This window comes from Priestia sp. 53B2, assembly GCF_056099005.1.
The window spans coordinates 895877-912075 of record NZ_JBLZXA010000020.1 but is presented as its reverse complement, the minus strand read 5'-3'; the positions used below and the strand labels follow the sequence as shown (position 1 = coordinate 912075).

The following is a 16199-nucleotide window of genomic DNA, read 5'->3' as shown; positions in this document are numbered from 1 at the left end:
TAACACCTGAACTTATTTCTTTATACACTCAAAAAAACCGCCCTTTTGAGTAAGCGCGGTTTTTTTCAGAAAAGCATAGAATCTATCTTTTATTTTAAAGAGCAGATTGAGCGTTCATTTGTTTCACTTTCTTTTCTTTTGTTTTTTTAAGACTCACCATAAAAATAAACGAAATACAGTACAGCCCCGCCAAGTACGTCATTGCTACTGTCATATCATAACTTTGCAAAAGATAGCCCACAAGAATGGGGGATAACCCTCCGAGCGCTCGCCCGAAGTTAAAAATGGTGTTCGTTGCAGTACTGCGAACTTCTACTGAATAGTGGCTGCTGATCAAGGCTCCGTATCCTGCGAACATTCCGTTTGAGAAAAACCCAACTACAGCTCCTCCTATAAGCAGCCCTGCACTTCCTTCAGCATACGAGTATAAAAATACCGCACAAGCTGAAGCGAGAAGAAAGATTCCAAAAGTACGTTTCGATCCAAAACGATCCATAAATTGACCAAATGTTAGCATGCCTATAATCATTCCAACGGCTGTACTGATTGTCCAAAGAGCTGAACTTGAAACAGAGAGGCCTTGTGATTGCTGAAGCATAGACGGAAGCCATATCATGAGTCCGTTATAGCCTGCAATTTGAACGGTAGCCATCACTGCCAGCGAAATGGTTGTCATCGCCGTCTTAGGCGTAGCAAATAGTTGACGAAGCTTGCCATTGTTTTTAACAACGGCTGTTTTCTCTTTTTGAGCTTTCAGCCACTCAGGAGATTCGTTTAAATTTTTTCGTACGATAAAAGCGAAAATGACGGGTATAATTCCGACAAAGAATAAGGCTCTCCATCCGAAAATCGGTAGGATCAGAGAACTTAAAAGCGCCGCAAGGATCACTCCAAATTGTGCGCCAACACTAACATAGGATGAAGCTCGTCCTTGCTTATGTTTCGGCCACGCTTCTGCAACAAGAGCCATACCGATCCCGTACTCTCCTCCAGCCCCAATTCCGGCAATAAAACGTGCAGCATACACTTGTTCAACATTTGCTGCAAAACCCGTTAATGCAGTTCCGACTGCAAATAGAAGAACCGTGTAGGTAAAAACCCGCACTCTTCCAAATTTATCTGCTAAAATTCCGAAGATGACTCCACCTATCAGCATTCCTATATTCGTAATAGAAGAAATAAGTCCACCTGTTGCTAAATCAATATGAAATTCAGCAACAATCATTGACATAGCAAACGAGATAAACATAATGTCCATCCCTTCTAACGTCAAACCTGCTACTGATGCTACAACTGTCTTGTTACGATAATTCATGTTGTTCCACCCTCCAGTGTATTCTTTCTGTATCAACGCTCTTTCTTTTTTGAAGGAATGGATAAATAACATATCTCCATTCTCTTTTGAAGCCTCTCTGGACTTCGTTTAAAAGAGGTAAGTAACACATAAAAGCCCTTTTGTCGCAGAGGGCAAAAGGGCACAGATAGGCATAGAAGCAGTAAATAAGTGATCCGTCCTTTTCGGCCTCTCTGGACCGTCTTAAAGGCAGTTATTATATTAATCATTATGTTAACACGCCGCACAGAACCTTTCAATAAGAAAAATATCTTCTTTAAAGCAGCTATGTACATCTTTCACTTTTTACATTCATACTATTTTGTTCATTATTTTTTAAATATGGTTAAAACCAAAGCCTAATGTATCATGTTCAAAGCCTTTTTTAGGCGCACCTATCGTTCCATACACACAAACGCTAATCCATTCGTCGCTTGATCCTGAAAACTCAATTTTTCCACGTACGATTGAAAATGTGAGTCCTACCGTCCGTAAAATATCACCCAGCTGCAGCGTTCCTCGACTAACTCCTTGAATGGCTTCAAGTATAGCATGATAAAGAGCGTGAACTTCCCGGTACGACTGGGCATTAATAATTTTGTTTGTCTTGGCGCTCGTTTCAATTGCCGCCACGACTTTAGACAGCTCCATCGCTCCGACTTTTCCTACTGTGTAGCTGTATCCTCTCTCATTGATTTCCTTTTCAATACCTTCAGCTAGTTCCGTATTATGTAAAAGAACGAGTAAAGATGTTAATCTTCCCATCGAAAAATCATTGACTTGTTGAAATTTATTGCTCAACTGTCATTCCCTCCCTTCTATCCCCTTATTATTTTAACAGACGGTACCTAAAAAGGTGCTAATTATTCAACGAACGAGCGCTCACTTAAAGGTTTAGGAGATCTATGTGTACTGTCCACCACTGTTACGAAGTAGAACTTGCATAAACAAGTAACCCACCTTTCAGTAAGCGCTTACTTTACTTTCAAGGAAGAAATCATTTTTCTCTACTTACGTTAAGACAAGCTGTGATTCAACTTTTAACTTTCCCAGCATCTCTCTCGTCATTTTTTCTAGGTTATATTCTGTTTTAAATCCCCACTCTTCTATCGCACAGCTGGAATCTATATGGTTAGGCCAGCTTTCAGCAATTGCTTGTCGAACAGGATCTACTTGATAATTCAGCACAAATTCTGGAATCGTTTTTCTGATTTCAGTCGCCATTTGTTCTGGATCAAAGCTCATGGCAGAAACGTTAAATGAATTTCGGTGCTTCAGCTTAGAACCGTCTGCTTCCATTAGTTGGATAACAGCATTTAATGCATCAGGCATATACATCATATCCATATATGTTCCTTTGTCAATATAAGAGGTATATCGCTTATGCTTAACGGCTTCATAATAAATTTCAACAGCGTAGTCCGTTGTTCCTCCACCTGGAGGCGTTACGTATGAAATTAAGCCTGGAAAGCGTAGCCCTCGTGTATCTACTCCGAATTTATGGTGGTAGTAATCGCAAAGTAATTCACCCGCTACTTTATTAACACCATACATCGTGGTAGGACGTTGAATTGTATCCTGCGGCGTCCAGTCTTTTGGAGTCGTTGGACCAAATGCACCAATTGAACTTGGAGTGAAAAATTGACACTGAAGCTCGCGCGCTACTTCGAGCGCGTTTACTAATCCGCCCATATTTAGATTCCAAGCCAGAAGCGGTTTTTGCTCGGCTGTCGCTGATAACAGCGCAGCCAAGTGAATAATCGTATCAACTTTATGCTTTTTAGCGATCGTAAATAATGCAGTCTGATCCGTTACATCTAAAATCTCGAATGGACCTGAAGTCACGACATCGCTCGTCGTTTTGCGAATATCGGTGGCAATAATATTTTCCGAACCATATATCTCTCTCATTTTCGCCGTTAACTCAGAACCGATTTGCCCTAAAGAACCCGTTATTAATACTTTTTTCATGTCAATATCCTCCTCGTGTACTGCCTAGATTCAACGTTTAGATTAATTTCATTTCCTTGCCTACTTTTTTGTAGATACGAAGTGCTTCATCTAACATTTCTTTCGTATGAGCAGCCGTCGGCATATTGCGAACGCGTCCTGTCCCTCTTGGAACGGTAGGGAAAACAATTGATTTAGCGTATACCCCTTCTTCTATTAATTTCTCACTAAAAATCTGCGTTTGTTTTTCGTCTCCTATGATGCACGGAGTGATAGGCGTTTCGCTTTCTCCAATGTTAAAGCCTAGTTCTTTTAATCCTTGCTTTAAATAACGACTGTTTTCCCACATTTGCTGCTGCAGCTCTGTACTTGTGCTTAGGATTTCAATTGCTTTCATACATGCAGCAGCCGTGCCTGGTGTAATAGCAGTCGAGAACAAAAACGGACGGCTTCTTACTTTTAACCAGTCGATTAAGTCTTTTTTTCCGGCTACGTACCCACCTACAGCTCCAATCGCTTTTGATAATGTTCCAATCTGGAAGTCTACTTTTTCAGATAAGCCAAAATGTTTGACTGTGCCCATGCCGTTCCCTAATACGCCCGACCCGTGAGCATCATCTACGTATGTGATTAAGTCAAATTCCTCTGCGATTTCTACAATTTCCGGAAGCTTAGCAATGTCTCCATCCATTGAGAATACACCATCGGTAATTACCATTATTTTATTATATAAACCGGATTTTTGTGCTTCGCCTGCTTTTGCACGAAGATCTTCCATATCTGAATGCTTAAAAGGAATAATTTTTGCTTTTGATAGCCGGCATCCGTCAATAATTGAAGCGTGATTCAGCTCATCTGATAAAATCGCATCATGTTTATCCATAACCGCGGAGATGGCTGCCATATTACAGTTAAAGCCAGACTGATAAGCTATAGCTGCTTCTGTATGCTTAAACTCGGCTAGCTTTTCCTCTAGCTTAATATGAATATCTAGAGTTCCATTAATCGTTCGGACAGCTCCAGCCCCCACTCCGTATTTTTCAGTGGCTTCGTTGCACGCGTTAATAAGCCTCTCGTCTGTAGCAAGACCCAAATAATTGTTGGATGATAAATTAATTAATTGCTTTCCCTCAATTTGAATCACAGGTCCGTTTGGCCCCTCTACCGGATTAATGACATTGTATAATCCTTTATCTTTTAAATCTTCTAAATTATTATTCAAGAATTCTTTTAAACGTCTGCTTGTCATCTTCCATACCCCCTCATTGTTGTTCAACACGTCTTATAAACTTCTCTTTTCCCCATTAAAAGATTAATCTAAGCACTTACAGTATATGAGTTAAAAATCAAGTGTATTCCTGAGAAAGACAAATGTTTCTTTTGAAAGCGCTTAAAATTCAATGCTTATAGAATTCATAATAATAAACAACTAGGTAAATGTCCATACTAAAAAAACAAAAAATAAAAAATTTTCTGCATTGATAAGAACCCTTCTTATTATGAATGAGTTTACGGGAACGTTATCAGACAATATCTTTTTTATTTTCTTTCTTTGATAATTCTTTTAAGGAAGAGACTGATATATAACGAAATCAATCCAATCAACAGCTAGATATGTGAAAGCTACATTCACCATCCCTATAAAAAATCCGAACGAGTTTGATTCCTAATCAAACTCGTTCGGATTATCCTTCAACTAAACTGGTTTTGTAACAGCCTCTTTCGTTACTTTTGCATAGATATGGTCTTTATTTTTTTATGTTCGTTTTTTACTAATAAGCATGAAACAGCAAAGCTTAGTAATGCAGCTAAAAACGTTCCACTGTAAATAATGTGAACACCTGATGCAAGAATTTCATGCAGCTTTGACAGTTCTTCTGCTGGTACTCCGCCTGTCTCAAACGAAGCATTTAAATTTTCTTGCCCTAATTTCTTTGCTTGTGAAAGTGTTACTAAGTTAAAGATTGTACCAAACACCGCAGAACCTAGCGTTTGACTAAATGTATTTGTAAACGTATTAAGAGCCACCGCTACTCCTCTTTTGCTAGCCGGGACCGCTGATTGAATAACTAGCATAAAAATAGGCGTAATAATACCCATTCCTAATCCAAGGACCCCAACGGCTACATAAATTAAAAATACGGGTGAGTGGGTGGAAACTAAAAACAGCATAAAACAAGCCGTACTTACAATTGCCGTGCCCAGCGTAAGGATGGAGTGCGTTTTAAGACGCCCTACTAAATTCCCTGAAAGCAGTGAACCAATCGTCCAGCATACTGGCATAGGCATTAATACAAAACCAGCAGCGGTTGCACTTTTCCCCAGCACTCCTTGACTCCAAATTGGAAGGTAGACCGTAATACTAATAACTACTGATCCCACAAGAAGTGTTAATAAGTTTATAACAGATACACTTCGAATGGAAAACAGTTCAAGCGGGATAAGAGGTTCGGGAGATTTCTTTTCTATATAAATAAAGCCAATGAATGTTAGAACAGCTAGAACAAATAACCCCATAATGGTCGGATCTCCCCAGTTTTGATGCTGACTTCCGGTTAAAAGCGCATATAAAAACGCAATTGTTCCCACTGAAAACGTCACCGCTCCAATATAATCGATATAGCGTTTTTCTTTTACCACTTCTTCTTTATAGTTTACTAAAAGAACAGAAAAAGCCATTAGTCCAAATGGTATATTTAAAAAGAAAATATAGCGCCAAGACAGCGTATCCACTAAGAATCCCCCAAGAAGAGGCCCAAGAACTCCCGCAACTCCCCAAACTGCGCTAATCCACCCTTGCGCTTTGGCTCTTTCTTTTGCTTCTTCATACAAGTCGCCAATAATAATCATTGTAAGCGGCATAACGACCCCGGCGCCCAGCCCTTGGATAGCTCTATAGACAATTAATTGCTGCATCGAAAAGCTAAGTCCGCAAAGTATCGATCCGATTAAGAAAATAATGATTCCAACAAGCATGACTTTTTTGCGGCCGAATAGATCCGCTAACTTTCCGTATATAGGTGTAGATACAGCAGTTGTCAGCATATAAATGGCATATACCCAGCTAACTAGCTCAATGCCCGACAAATCACTTGTAATTCTTGGAACAGCCGTACTGACAATGGTTCCTTCCATTGCAGCTAAAACAGTGACAAGCAGCAGCGCTGTCATGATTCGTTTCCTCATCTTTCTCTCTCCTTGCAACTGCGGGCATACCATGGTTTTTCTTATAGAAGATAAAAGCGGTTTCAATATACGGATACCCTTTTAGCCTTTATATGTATGTGATGCCCCGCATATAGTTGCTGCCATATGCAGCCAAATAATTATTTTACTATAAATTTTTTGAAAGCGATAGATAATTTCAAAAATATGACTTTCCTCTCATTGATAGAAACATGCGTACATGATGTTTTATTTCCTTTTTAAATTGCAAAAAAGCACCCCGTAACACCTGGTACGGGATGCTTTTACGTATTTTGTATGATCAACTTAATCGGGGATCTTTTAATAAACGTTCCATTTCTTCCATATGATTTGTTTCATCTGCAATCATATCTTCAAGCTTTACAACAAGCTCTGTTAACCCTAACTCTTCTGCTTGTTTTTTACGCTCTTCATAGCGCTGGATAGTTTCTTTTTCAGCCTTGCTCGCTTCTTTAAGCATTTCCGTCACGTTTGAAACGTGCTTCACCTCAGCCGGCTTTGTTGTTGGCTCACCGCCAAGGTTTTTGATTTTTTCTGATAAATAAAGGGCGTGTCCTTGCTCGTCAGGAATTTCTCCTTCAAAGAAAGGTTTTAAAATTTGATATTCTAGGCCGGTTACTGTAGACGCATAGTAAGTGTACTGAATAACCGCCGAATATTCACCCGCTAAATCGGTATTAAGTCCCTCTATTAGTTGTCTCATTTTCTCTTCCATTTGAATAAACACCCTTTCATTTACTGTTAGTAGACATGTACCCTTTCTGCCTAGTCCTAAACCACAATAAGGCGATATTCTACTCCTTCTTTTTAAAAGTAGGGAAATTACTGAATGGAACGAAAATGTTTGATTTCTATATTTTTAAACAGAGACCTTCCTCCTTGAGAGAAAAGCGTAATTCCTCGGTCGTTGTGACGCGGAAACACCTCGCTAGAATGCACGGTTTTCCCATCATCAACAAAGACTTCAACGCTTGTTTTATCTACCAATATCTTCAAATGAACATTTTTCTTGCCTGCATCAAAGTAATCACGGCTTTCCACATACTTTTTGCTTTGATCAGGCTGATTGCTATAGCTTCTGTTCACATATGAGACGTTATCTTTTGCAAAAATACCCACATCAATGTGCCGCTTTTGATCTGCGGACTCTCGAAGTCGTAAGCCTACATTTTCTGCATCTGACCATGAAATATCTGTATCAAGCTGATAAGCTTCACCTTTTATCTTTAACTTTTTCTCTCCGTTTACTTCTACTTGTTCAAGAGAGTTTGTTGAATCAGTTAGCTGATTTAATTCTTCGACAGGCTTTGATAACAGGCTGTACTGATCGTCGTCTTGTTTTGAAAGCGTAATTTCACGGGTTACTGAATCGAAGCCGTTAAACCCTTCTTTCATCGTTGGCGTCTTATCTGGATAATCCCAGTTGTTCATCCATGCAAAAGCGTAGCGTTTTTCTAAGGAACCTTCATTTTTACCGTCTTCAAACGTGACTGCTCCGTACCAGTCGAAGCCATGATCGAGCCATTGCGGCTCGCCCATATCGGGAGTGAATGTTGTTCCATCGTAATTTCCTGTCCAGTAAGCATAGGTGTTTGGCTTTCCGCTTTTTTTTCCATTTGCACTTGTCCCGAGAACCCACTTAACTGTCCCGTCATCTGCCTTCATTTGAAAAAGATCTGGACATTCGGTAATGCCAATATCTTTAGTTATAAATCCTCCCGTATACGTCCAATCCTTTAGATTAGAAGATTCATAAAATCCGATTTTTTCACCTTCTGACATGACGAGAACCCACTTGTCATATTCATTATCCCATATGACTTTGGGATCTCTAAAATCTTTGGTGCCTGGATTAGGCATGATAGGATTTTTGCTATATGATTTAAAGGTTTTTCCTCTATCGGTACTATACCATAGATACTGTTCTTGCCTTTGTCCATCGGCAGAAGGCTGGGTCATAATCGCTACAATTGCTCCTTTACCAAATCCTGCTGTGTTCTCTTTATCCTCTACAACGGATCCGGACCATATATCGCCATTTTTATTTGTATACTTTGGAATAGCTACTCCTTCATCTTTCCAATGAACCAAATCTTTAGACGTTGCATGTCGCCATTCCGTCCCGTTCCCTTTAGGATAATCATGATTGTATAAGTAATAGTAATGATATTTCCCGTCAAAATAAATGGGCTTTTGAGGATCATTTTTCCATTTATCAGGCGTGCTAAAGTGATACACTGGGCGATAAGTGAATTCACTTTTATTCTCTTTTTCTTTTTCTTGGTCTTTTGTATCCTCTTTTTTGGATACGGCTGCTATAATGAGTCCAGCCATTACAACTAAAAGAACGGCAAGCGTTATCCATTTATAAGCACCTTTTTTCTTCAAACAAACCCCACCTTTCTCTTTTTTGTCTACATCGAATAAAACAAAAGAAAATGGTGATTACAATCACCATTTTCTTTTATTGCTATTGCAAAGCGCTCAGTCTTCATCTACTGTTAACTGACCTTGCTCAAGAACACTATCTTTTACAACAGATGTTTTTGAACCGTCAATATTTACTAAGAAGCTTGGTGCAAATGTAGAGTGGTTGTCTTCATAAAAGCCTCTATTTGTCATGTAGCTTGTAATAACGACATTATCGCCTTTTGTTTGAGGTACAGCAAAGTGAGAATACGTAAATGTTTTATCATTAGGATCTAAATCCATATGAAGAACTAATCCTGTATCATTTAAAGGCTTATATTTTCCTGTTAACGTATTTGAAACATAGCCTAGCATATACACATCATCTTGTCCGATTCCATCAATCGTCATTTTAGATCCGCGGGAATCGGTGAACAAGTACCATTTTCCATCTTTTTTGAAAATGTTTGCACGTTCAATTTCGTCTGTAACTGTGTTTGATGTAATAAGCGGCTTCATTACTTTTTTAAGCGTATAGTCATCATTTAACTCAATAATACCCAAAGCCCCGTTTGCTAAAGAAGCTTTTTCTTTATTAGATCCTTCAAGAAGCTTTTTCTTTTCAGATTGGAAGAAAGGATTATTTCCTCCGTAGTATGCTCTGTTATATAGAGAATCTTCACCTTGGTAGCCATCTTCTGTTCCAGTGTTAGCTTCGAAAACAAGGTACTTATGTCCGTTGTCTTCTATGTAATGAGGATCTCTTAGCGTATGGTTATCCCCTGTGTCATAACCGCCTTCATCAATAAACTGCTGAACCGTTTGATAAATCTTTCCGTCACCGTCAAAGATTGACTTGTAATCTTCTACTCCATCAACTTTTAACGTATTATCGTTTGGCTGAGACATGTTCACTTGAGCTGTCGTTAACGTTTGTTTTCCGTATTGTTTACCTGAATAATCCGTGTAGAATAAACGAACTTTACCATCTTTTGTTAACGTGGCAGAACCAGACCATTCTTGTGTTTGATTTTTAAGATGCGGGTCATTCGGAACGAATTTATCGCTGTCTTTAAACACTCTTCCAGCATTTTTCCAGCTGTCAATTGATTTGTCTCCAGCTTTTTTATAGAAAAGATAAACAGACGTGTCATTTGAATCTTTTGGATCACCTGCTAGGGCAAACACAATTTGATATCCCTTATAAGTCGCCACTGTTCCATCAGCATTTTGTAATGGCCAGCTGTCCCATACATCTAAGTCAATTGTATTTCCTGATGCATCTTTTCCTTTAGCAGAAGCAATGTTTTTAATAGTTGATTCATCAAAAGCAGGAACTTTAAACTGATCACTGTTTTGCTGCTGTGGAATTTTCACCATATTATCGCGAGTAATATGCGAAATGCCGTAGCTATTATTAAAGTCTTTGCTGTCATTTCCTTTAGCAAATGTTTGATATCCCCCGCCTACTAGTAGGGCTGCAGCCAATGTAGCAGCAGTTGTATGCTTAGCAACTCGTTTCATTTTCATATGTTTTCTCCTTTTGTGTTAGTAAAGAATATAAATTTATTAATTCAATTAGCTATCAAAAATCCGAAAACAGAACCGGTTCCGTTCAACCAAAAGATTACTTGGATAAATGACGAAAGTCAAACATGCCAAATGTAGCTATTTCTCATTTTCATCTTTTTCATTGAGCTGTAACTAGGACCAAAGTTTACGTGTAAGGGCCTTTTTTATGTAACCGTTTTTCCAACAAAAGTGTACGGCTTTTTTTACATTTCAAACCACGATTTCCAGCCGTTGCGTTTTATACTTTCTACATGATTAAACACTTTATCTTCCCGGCATTGAAAGCGCTATTCCGTTTTTTATACTTTCCGACCATTCTGTTTTCATCAATCTCTTGAAAAATCAGTACTTTTTTTTATTAGCCGGACATGAAAACGTTCTATTCTTTTTCCTTTTTGAAGATTAGGATGATAATAATAAAGGTCTAAAGTATGTTTTCAGAAAAAAATATTCCTTCTTTTTACCTACTCATTTTTATCTTTTTTAATGCATTATACGCTCTCCCTTTTTACAGAAGGGAGAGCGTATTAATGCATTTTTTAACTATTAAGAGTCTAAGCCAGTTGCTTTTCCTTCACGGCTGGAATCAGCTGCTCCAAATAAACGGCCGTTTTCTTTATCGATTTGAATACCTTGAACATTTCCGATTGGGAATGGCTCATCTCCAAAATTAAATCCCATGGCTTCTAGCTCTCCTTTGGCATTCATATGCACTCCGGCTTCCCAACCTATAAGTGATCCTGTACTATTAAAAATTCTTGGTTCTTCAATCGCTTCTTTTATATCCATTCCATAGTCTAAGACATTCATAAGCGTTTGAAACACAGACCCTACAATCGTTGGTCCGCCTGGAGATCCTAAAGTGAGTACAGGTTCGCTGTCTTTAAAAACGATGGTTGGACTTTTACAGCTAACCGGACGCTTTCCTGCATCCGCTTGATTTAATCCTCCAGGAATAGCATCAAAATCAGTAAGCTCGTTGTTGAGTAAAAACCCATGGTCTTTAACCATAATTCCTGTACCAAAAGGATGTTCCACAGTTGATGTACAAGCGACAATATTGCCCCAGCGGTCAACTACCGTGAAGTGAGTTGTTTCACTAAGCTCACGTTCAGGTTCATAAGGCTGACGCACAACGTTCACTTTTTGGCCTTTCTCATAATCCCACGGGTTGCCAAAATCAACTTTCTCATTTTTATGCTTCCAATTAATTAATTTTTGACGTTCCTTTATATATTCGTCATTTAAAAGCCCTTTTAATGGAATGTCACTGTAGGCTGGATCTCCAGAGAATGCAATTTTATCTGAAAATGCAATACGCATAGCTTCTGCAAACAAATAATACTTTTCCCAAGATTTCACGTCGTACTGAGACACATCAAAGTCCTCTAATAGCTTTAAGATTTGCAGTACGGTGGTTCCTCCTGCACTAGGCATGTTGGAAGAAGCAATTCGGTATCCTTTATAATCTCCCCACACGGGCTCATCGATCTTAATCTGGTATTCTTTCAAATCCGACAGTTCCATAAAACCGCCGTGCTCTTTGATCGTTGAAATAATGGCTTCTGCAATTTCACCTTCATAAAAAGCCTCAATACCTTTTTCTTGAAGAATGCGAAAGGTTTTAGCAAGATCTTTTTTATTAATCATATCTCCTTCTTGCATAGGCTTGCCGTTTGGGGAATATAGCTGCTTAGCATGTTCTCCTAGTCGGTAGGCATATGTTTTTAAAATATCTCCAAGAACCCAGTTTGTTTCCACACCTGCTTCTGCTGCTTTGGCAGCCGGTTCAATCAATTCAGCAAGGGGTTTTGTTCCATACTCTTTACGAGCTGCTTCCATCGCCTTTAAAATCCCTGGAATTCCAATTGCCGTTGCATGAGTAGAACGCTTTCTAAACGGAATAACTTCTTTATTTTCATCAAGAAACATTTCAGGATAAGCTGCTTTAGGAGCCTGAGAATGCCCGTCAAAAATTTTAGTTGTTTTGCTTTCATTGTGGTATACCATAAAAAAGCCGCTGCCTCCAATACCGGTCATCATCGGCTCTCCAACGTTGAGCCCAAACTGAACGGCAATTGCTGCATCAATTGCATTGCCACCAGCTCTTAGCACCTGTTCTCCGGCGTCTGTTGCAATTGGATGAGCACTGGCTACCATTCCTGTTTTTCCAACCGCTGTTTCTCTTCTGTATGAACTCTTTCCTGAACGAGATAAACTTTTGCCATTAATCATCTTTTACGACCTCCTAGTTACTTACTTTATCTGGGATATTGGTAAAATACCCTATTGCTTTTGGGATAAAACTGTTTAAATTTGTATTGATTACTTTAGCCATCCTATTTATAGACCAATATCCCTAGAGTATTTTAAGCCTTTGAAAGCCGTAAAATAGAAAAAGCGCCAACCCTTTTTGTTTTTAAAAAAGGTTAGCACTTTTTGCGTTCTCTAACGTTTATACACTTTTACACTTGTACCGAAGCTACTTCATTATTTACGTTCAGCAGGTCATAAAGCTCTAGAAGCCTTCCTATTTCATAGGTTGAATTCCAATTTGTATCATTCTTTTTTCTCTGAGGATTAAACCAGCACGTGTCAATACCCGCTAGCTGCCCGCCTTGAATGTCTGCACTTAAAGAATCTCCAATAATTAATGTTTCATGTACGGATAACTCTGTTATACGTGAAAAAACATAATCAAAATATTCCTTCATAGGTTTTTGAAAGTCCGTATCTTCTGAAACAAATACTTCTTTAAAATAAGGATATAGACCTGAGTCCTGAAGGCGCTTATATTGCGTAGCCGATACGCCATTTGTAACAACATATAACTCATAGTGACAGCTCAGGTTTTTAATTACCTCAATTGCTCCGTCAATTAGCTGATGGCCATTATTCAAATACATTCGGTACTCCGCTTCAAGTAGCTTTCCGTCCTTCTCTATTCCATATTCTTTACATAGAGTAGAAAAGCGAGTATTTACAACTTGCTCACGGCTTATTTTATTTTCTTCAAAAGCTGTCCATAACCCCTGGTTTATCAAACTATAACGTTTTTTGCTTTCCTCAGTCAGTGGAATATCGTGGTTAGCAAAAAGAAGCTGTAAAGCCTGCTCTTCGGCTGCGTTAAAATCTAAAAGCGTATTATCAATGTCAAATAGCAGCGTTCGGTATGTTTTCATTCTTCTCTCTCCCCTTCAACTAATCTATTACTTTTTCTACTCGTATATATTATCGTTTGCTAGACAGCTCAGTTTTTCCTTATCTTTGAGAATAATGGAGCCTTTCTTTTTTTCAATAACTCCTTGCGCTACAAATTTCTGAAGAACACGATTTAAATGCCGGTAAGTCGTTCCGATTAAATTAGCTATATCTTTTAAGCTTTCTGTTTTTTGATTCATAACCAAATGCGATTCTTCACAAAAAATAGAGAGTAAGTAACTAGCCAGCCGCACTTCAACTGGGTACATTAAATTAAAGCTTAGCGAGTTCGATTTTGCGCAAAACTTTTTTGTGAGCATTTCCAGTAAAAACGTCAGCAGCTGTGGATCATTGCTCGCATGCTGTTTTAATCGTTTGTATGGTATACCGATAACAACTAAAGGTGAAACGGCTTCAACCGTATTCATAATATCAACATCTTGTACATACTCAATATCGCCTATTACTTCAAGGGGCTGTTTAAAGGAAAGAACAAGCGTCTTGCCTTCGGGCGATATGGTATAAACTTTAACCTTGCCTTTCATCAATATGTACAAACAATGAGACGCATCTCCTTGAGAACAAAGACGTTCCCCTGCCTCCACATCATACAGTGACAAATGCGGTAGTAACTCTTTTTTGAAAACCGACTCTAATTTATAAGTATTTATATACTCCATCAGCTGTTTCTCACTCGTAATTTCCCTCATGTTTTCCTCTCCATCATAACGGTTTCTTTTATTAAACAATAACATTTCCTAAAATAAAAAGGACATATGTCTCAAATAAATTTTTAATTTTTACGTTATGTTCATAGCTCACTTTCAAGATAAATATATACACAAAAAAGACTCTAGCTTGTTCGCTTAGAGTCTTTTTTTGCTAAACGCTCTTTTTATTTCTACCGTATCCAACGTAAATAAAGACGCCAATCAGCATCCAGCCGATTGAATACATCCACGTTTTCATTGATAAGTTGAACATAAGAAAGATACAGCAAAGAATAGCAATAATCGGAATAAATGGTACAAAAGGTACTTTGAAACCGCGCTTTAGGTTAGGCTGAGTTTTTCGCAGAGCCAAAATCGAAAATGAAACGGCAGCAAACGTGACAATCGCTAGCATATTCGCTAAATCTGCCAGCTGTTTTAAATCAACAAAACCAGCTACAACAGCGCCTAACGCGCCCACAAGCCATGTGGATATGACAGGTTCGCTGTTTTTTCGGTTTACTTTCGCAAAAAGAGACGGCAATAATCCATCATGGCTCATTGACATCAGTATGCGAGGCACGACAAACAAATAAGCAAATACGACGGCCATAATACCAATAACCGCTCCTATAGATACAATGAGCGCTGCCCATTCTTGTCCTACACTATTGAGCGCATATGACAACGCATCGCCTACGTTTAGCTCTTTATAAGAAACCATTCCTGTTAATACTAATGCAATTACTACGTAAATGACTGCACAAACACTTAGTGCAATCAAAATGCCTAGCGGCAAGTTTCTTTGCGGATTTTTCACTTCTTCTGCCGAAGTAGAAATGGCATCAAATCCGTTATAAGCAAAAAAGACGGAAGCTGCGCCTGCAAAGATTCCTTTCACACCAAAAGGGGTAAATGGGTGCCAGTTATTTGTATGAATAAAAAAGACGCCGACGGCTACAAATAAAAGAACAATACCTATCTTGATTAAAACCATTAAGTTATTTATTTTTTTACTTTCTTTTACCCCTCTTGTTAATAAAAACGACATGCACAGCACAATAAATACTGCCGGAAGATTAATAATACCTCCATCGCTTGGTATGGCCGTGAACGATTCAGGAAGTCTAATACCAAATTCAGTAAGCACATTATTCACATAAGATGACCATCCGCCCGCTACAGATGCTAAAGATACCGTATAACAGCCCACGATGGACCACCCTATTAAATGCGCTACAAATTTTCCTAGTGAAACATATATGTATGTATATGCGCCTCCCGAACTTGGAATAGCTGAACCAAATTCTGCATAACACAGCGCTACAAGAATACAGGCTACTGCAGAAATAACAAAGGAAATGGAGACCGAGGGCCCTGCATCCCTGGCGGCAACTAACCCTGCTATAACCAGAACTCCTGTCCCAATAGTTGCTCCTACTCCCATCAAAATCACATCAAATAACCCTAGTGTCTTAGTTGATTCTTTTGCTGCATTTTCCTCTAACAGCTTGTTAACATCTTTTTTTGCAAACAGATTACTCATGATGACTAACCTCTCTTTATCGCATTACGAATGACTACTTTTTAGTGGTAGATCTTTCTATATATGTAACAGTGAATTATTTTACTACATTTAATTTTCTGTGTAAAATAATTTAGTTTTTTAACTTTTTAATGATTAAAATAAATTTACTAGTGATGTTTTTTTATAACACCATCATGATGTACCCGAACAGACTAAAAACATGTGTTAACAACTTTCTCAAAATTGGCTTCATTCATGATTGCTTCTGTACTATACTAAAGAAAAACTT

At 38.5% G+C, this 16199-nt stretch carries 12 protein-coding genes; all 12 read right to left on the bottom strand.

From position 1 onward, the window contains the following. Positions 1–94 precede the first annotated feature (94 nt). On the bottom strand, positions 95–1315 hold the full coding sequence (locus ACN6NE_RS18755; protein ID WP_474326486.1) for an MFS transporter: 1221 nt from the start codon (positions 1313–1315) through the stop codon (positions 95–97). 354 nt (positions 1316–1669) lie between these two features. Further along, positions 1670–2134: a hut operon transcriptional regulator HutP gene (gene hutP / locus ACN6NE_RS18750; protein ID WP_013056267.1), complete on the bottom strand. Its 465-nt coding sequence runs from the start codon at positions 2132–2134 to the stop codon at positions 1670–1672. Between the two features lie 210 nt (positions 2135–2344). Next, the gene (locus ACN6NE_RS18745; protein WP_028408109.1) at positions 2345–3304 is read right to left on the bottom strand and encodes an L-threonine 3-dehydrogenase; all 960 of its coding nucleotides are present in this window, start codon (positions 3302–3304) and stop codon (positions 2345–2347) included. 37 nt (positions 3305–3341) lie between these two features. After that, a complete protein-coding gene (locus ACN6NE_RS18740; protein ID WP_474326482.1) occupies positions 3342–4532 on the bottom strand; it encodes a glycine C-acetyltransferase in 1191 nt (396 codons plus the stop codon). Positions 4533–5008: 476 nt separating this feature from the next. Then, positions 5009–6469, bottom strand: a complete 1461-nt coding sequence (locus ACN6NE_RS18735) for an MDR family MFS transporter (RefSeq protein ID WP_129707403.1) — start codon at positions 6467–6469, stop codon at positions 5009–5011. A 301-nt stretch (positions 6470–6770) separates the two neighbouring features. Further along, positions 6771–7205: a ferritin-like domain-containing protein gene (locus ACN6NE_RS18730; RefSeq protein ID WP_013056263.1), complete on the bottom strand. Its 435-nt coding sequence runs from the start codon at positions 7203–7205 to the stop codon at positions 6771–6773. 107 nt (positions 7206–7312) lie between these two features. Further along, complete coding sequence (locus ACN6NE_RS18725; RefSeq protein ID WP_474326478.1) at positions 7313–8878, bottom strand: glycoside hydrolase family 32 protein; 1566 nt, start codon at positions 8876–8878, stop codon at positions 7313–7315. Positions 8879–8974: 96 nt separating this feature from the next. Next, positions 8975–10429 (bottom strand): glycoside hydrolase family 68 protein, encoded by a 1455-nt coding sequence (locus tag ACN6NE_RS18720; RefSeq protein ID WP_129707399.1) that lies wholly within the window; start codon positions 10427–10429, stop codon positions 8975–8977. 588 nt (positions 10430–11017) lie between these two features. After that, complete coding sequence (gene ggt, locus ACN6NE_RS18715; protein WP_129707397.1) at positions 11018–12706, bottom strand: gamma-glutamyltransferase; 1689 nt, start codon at positions 12704–12706, stop codon at positions 11018–11020. A gap of 230 nt (positions 12707–12936) precedes the next feature. Further along, positions 12937–13653, bottom strand: coding sequence for a YjjG family noncanonical pyrimidine nucleotidase (locus ACN6NE_RS18710; RefSeq protein WP_474326475.1), 717 nt, complete (start codon positions 13651–13653; stop codon positions 12937–12939). Positions 13654–13689: 36 nt separating this feature from the next. Continuing rightward, a complete protein-coding gene (locus ACN6NE_RS18705) occupies positions 13690–14382 on the bottom strand; it encodes a Crp/Fnr family transcriptional regulator (RefSeq protein ID WP_013056257.1) in 693 nt (230 codons plus the stop codon). Positions 14383–14554: 172 nt separating this feature from the next. Continuing rightward, a complete protein-coding gene (locus tag ACN6NE_RS18700; RefSeq protein WP_057238408.1) occupies positions 14555–15928 on the bottom strand; it encodes an amino acid permease in 1374 nt (457 codons plus the stop codon). Positions 15929–16199 lie beyond the last annotated feature (271 nt).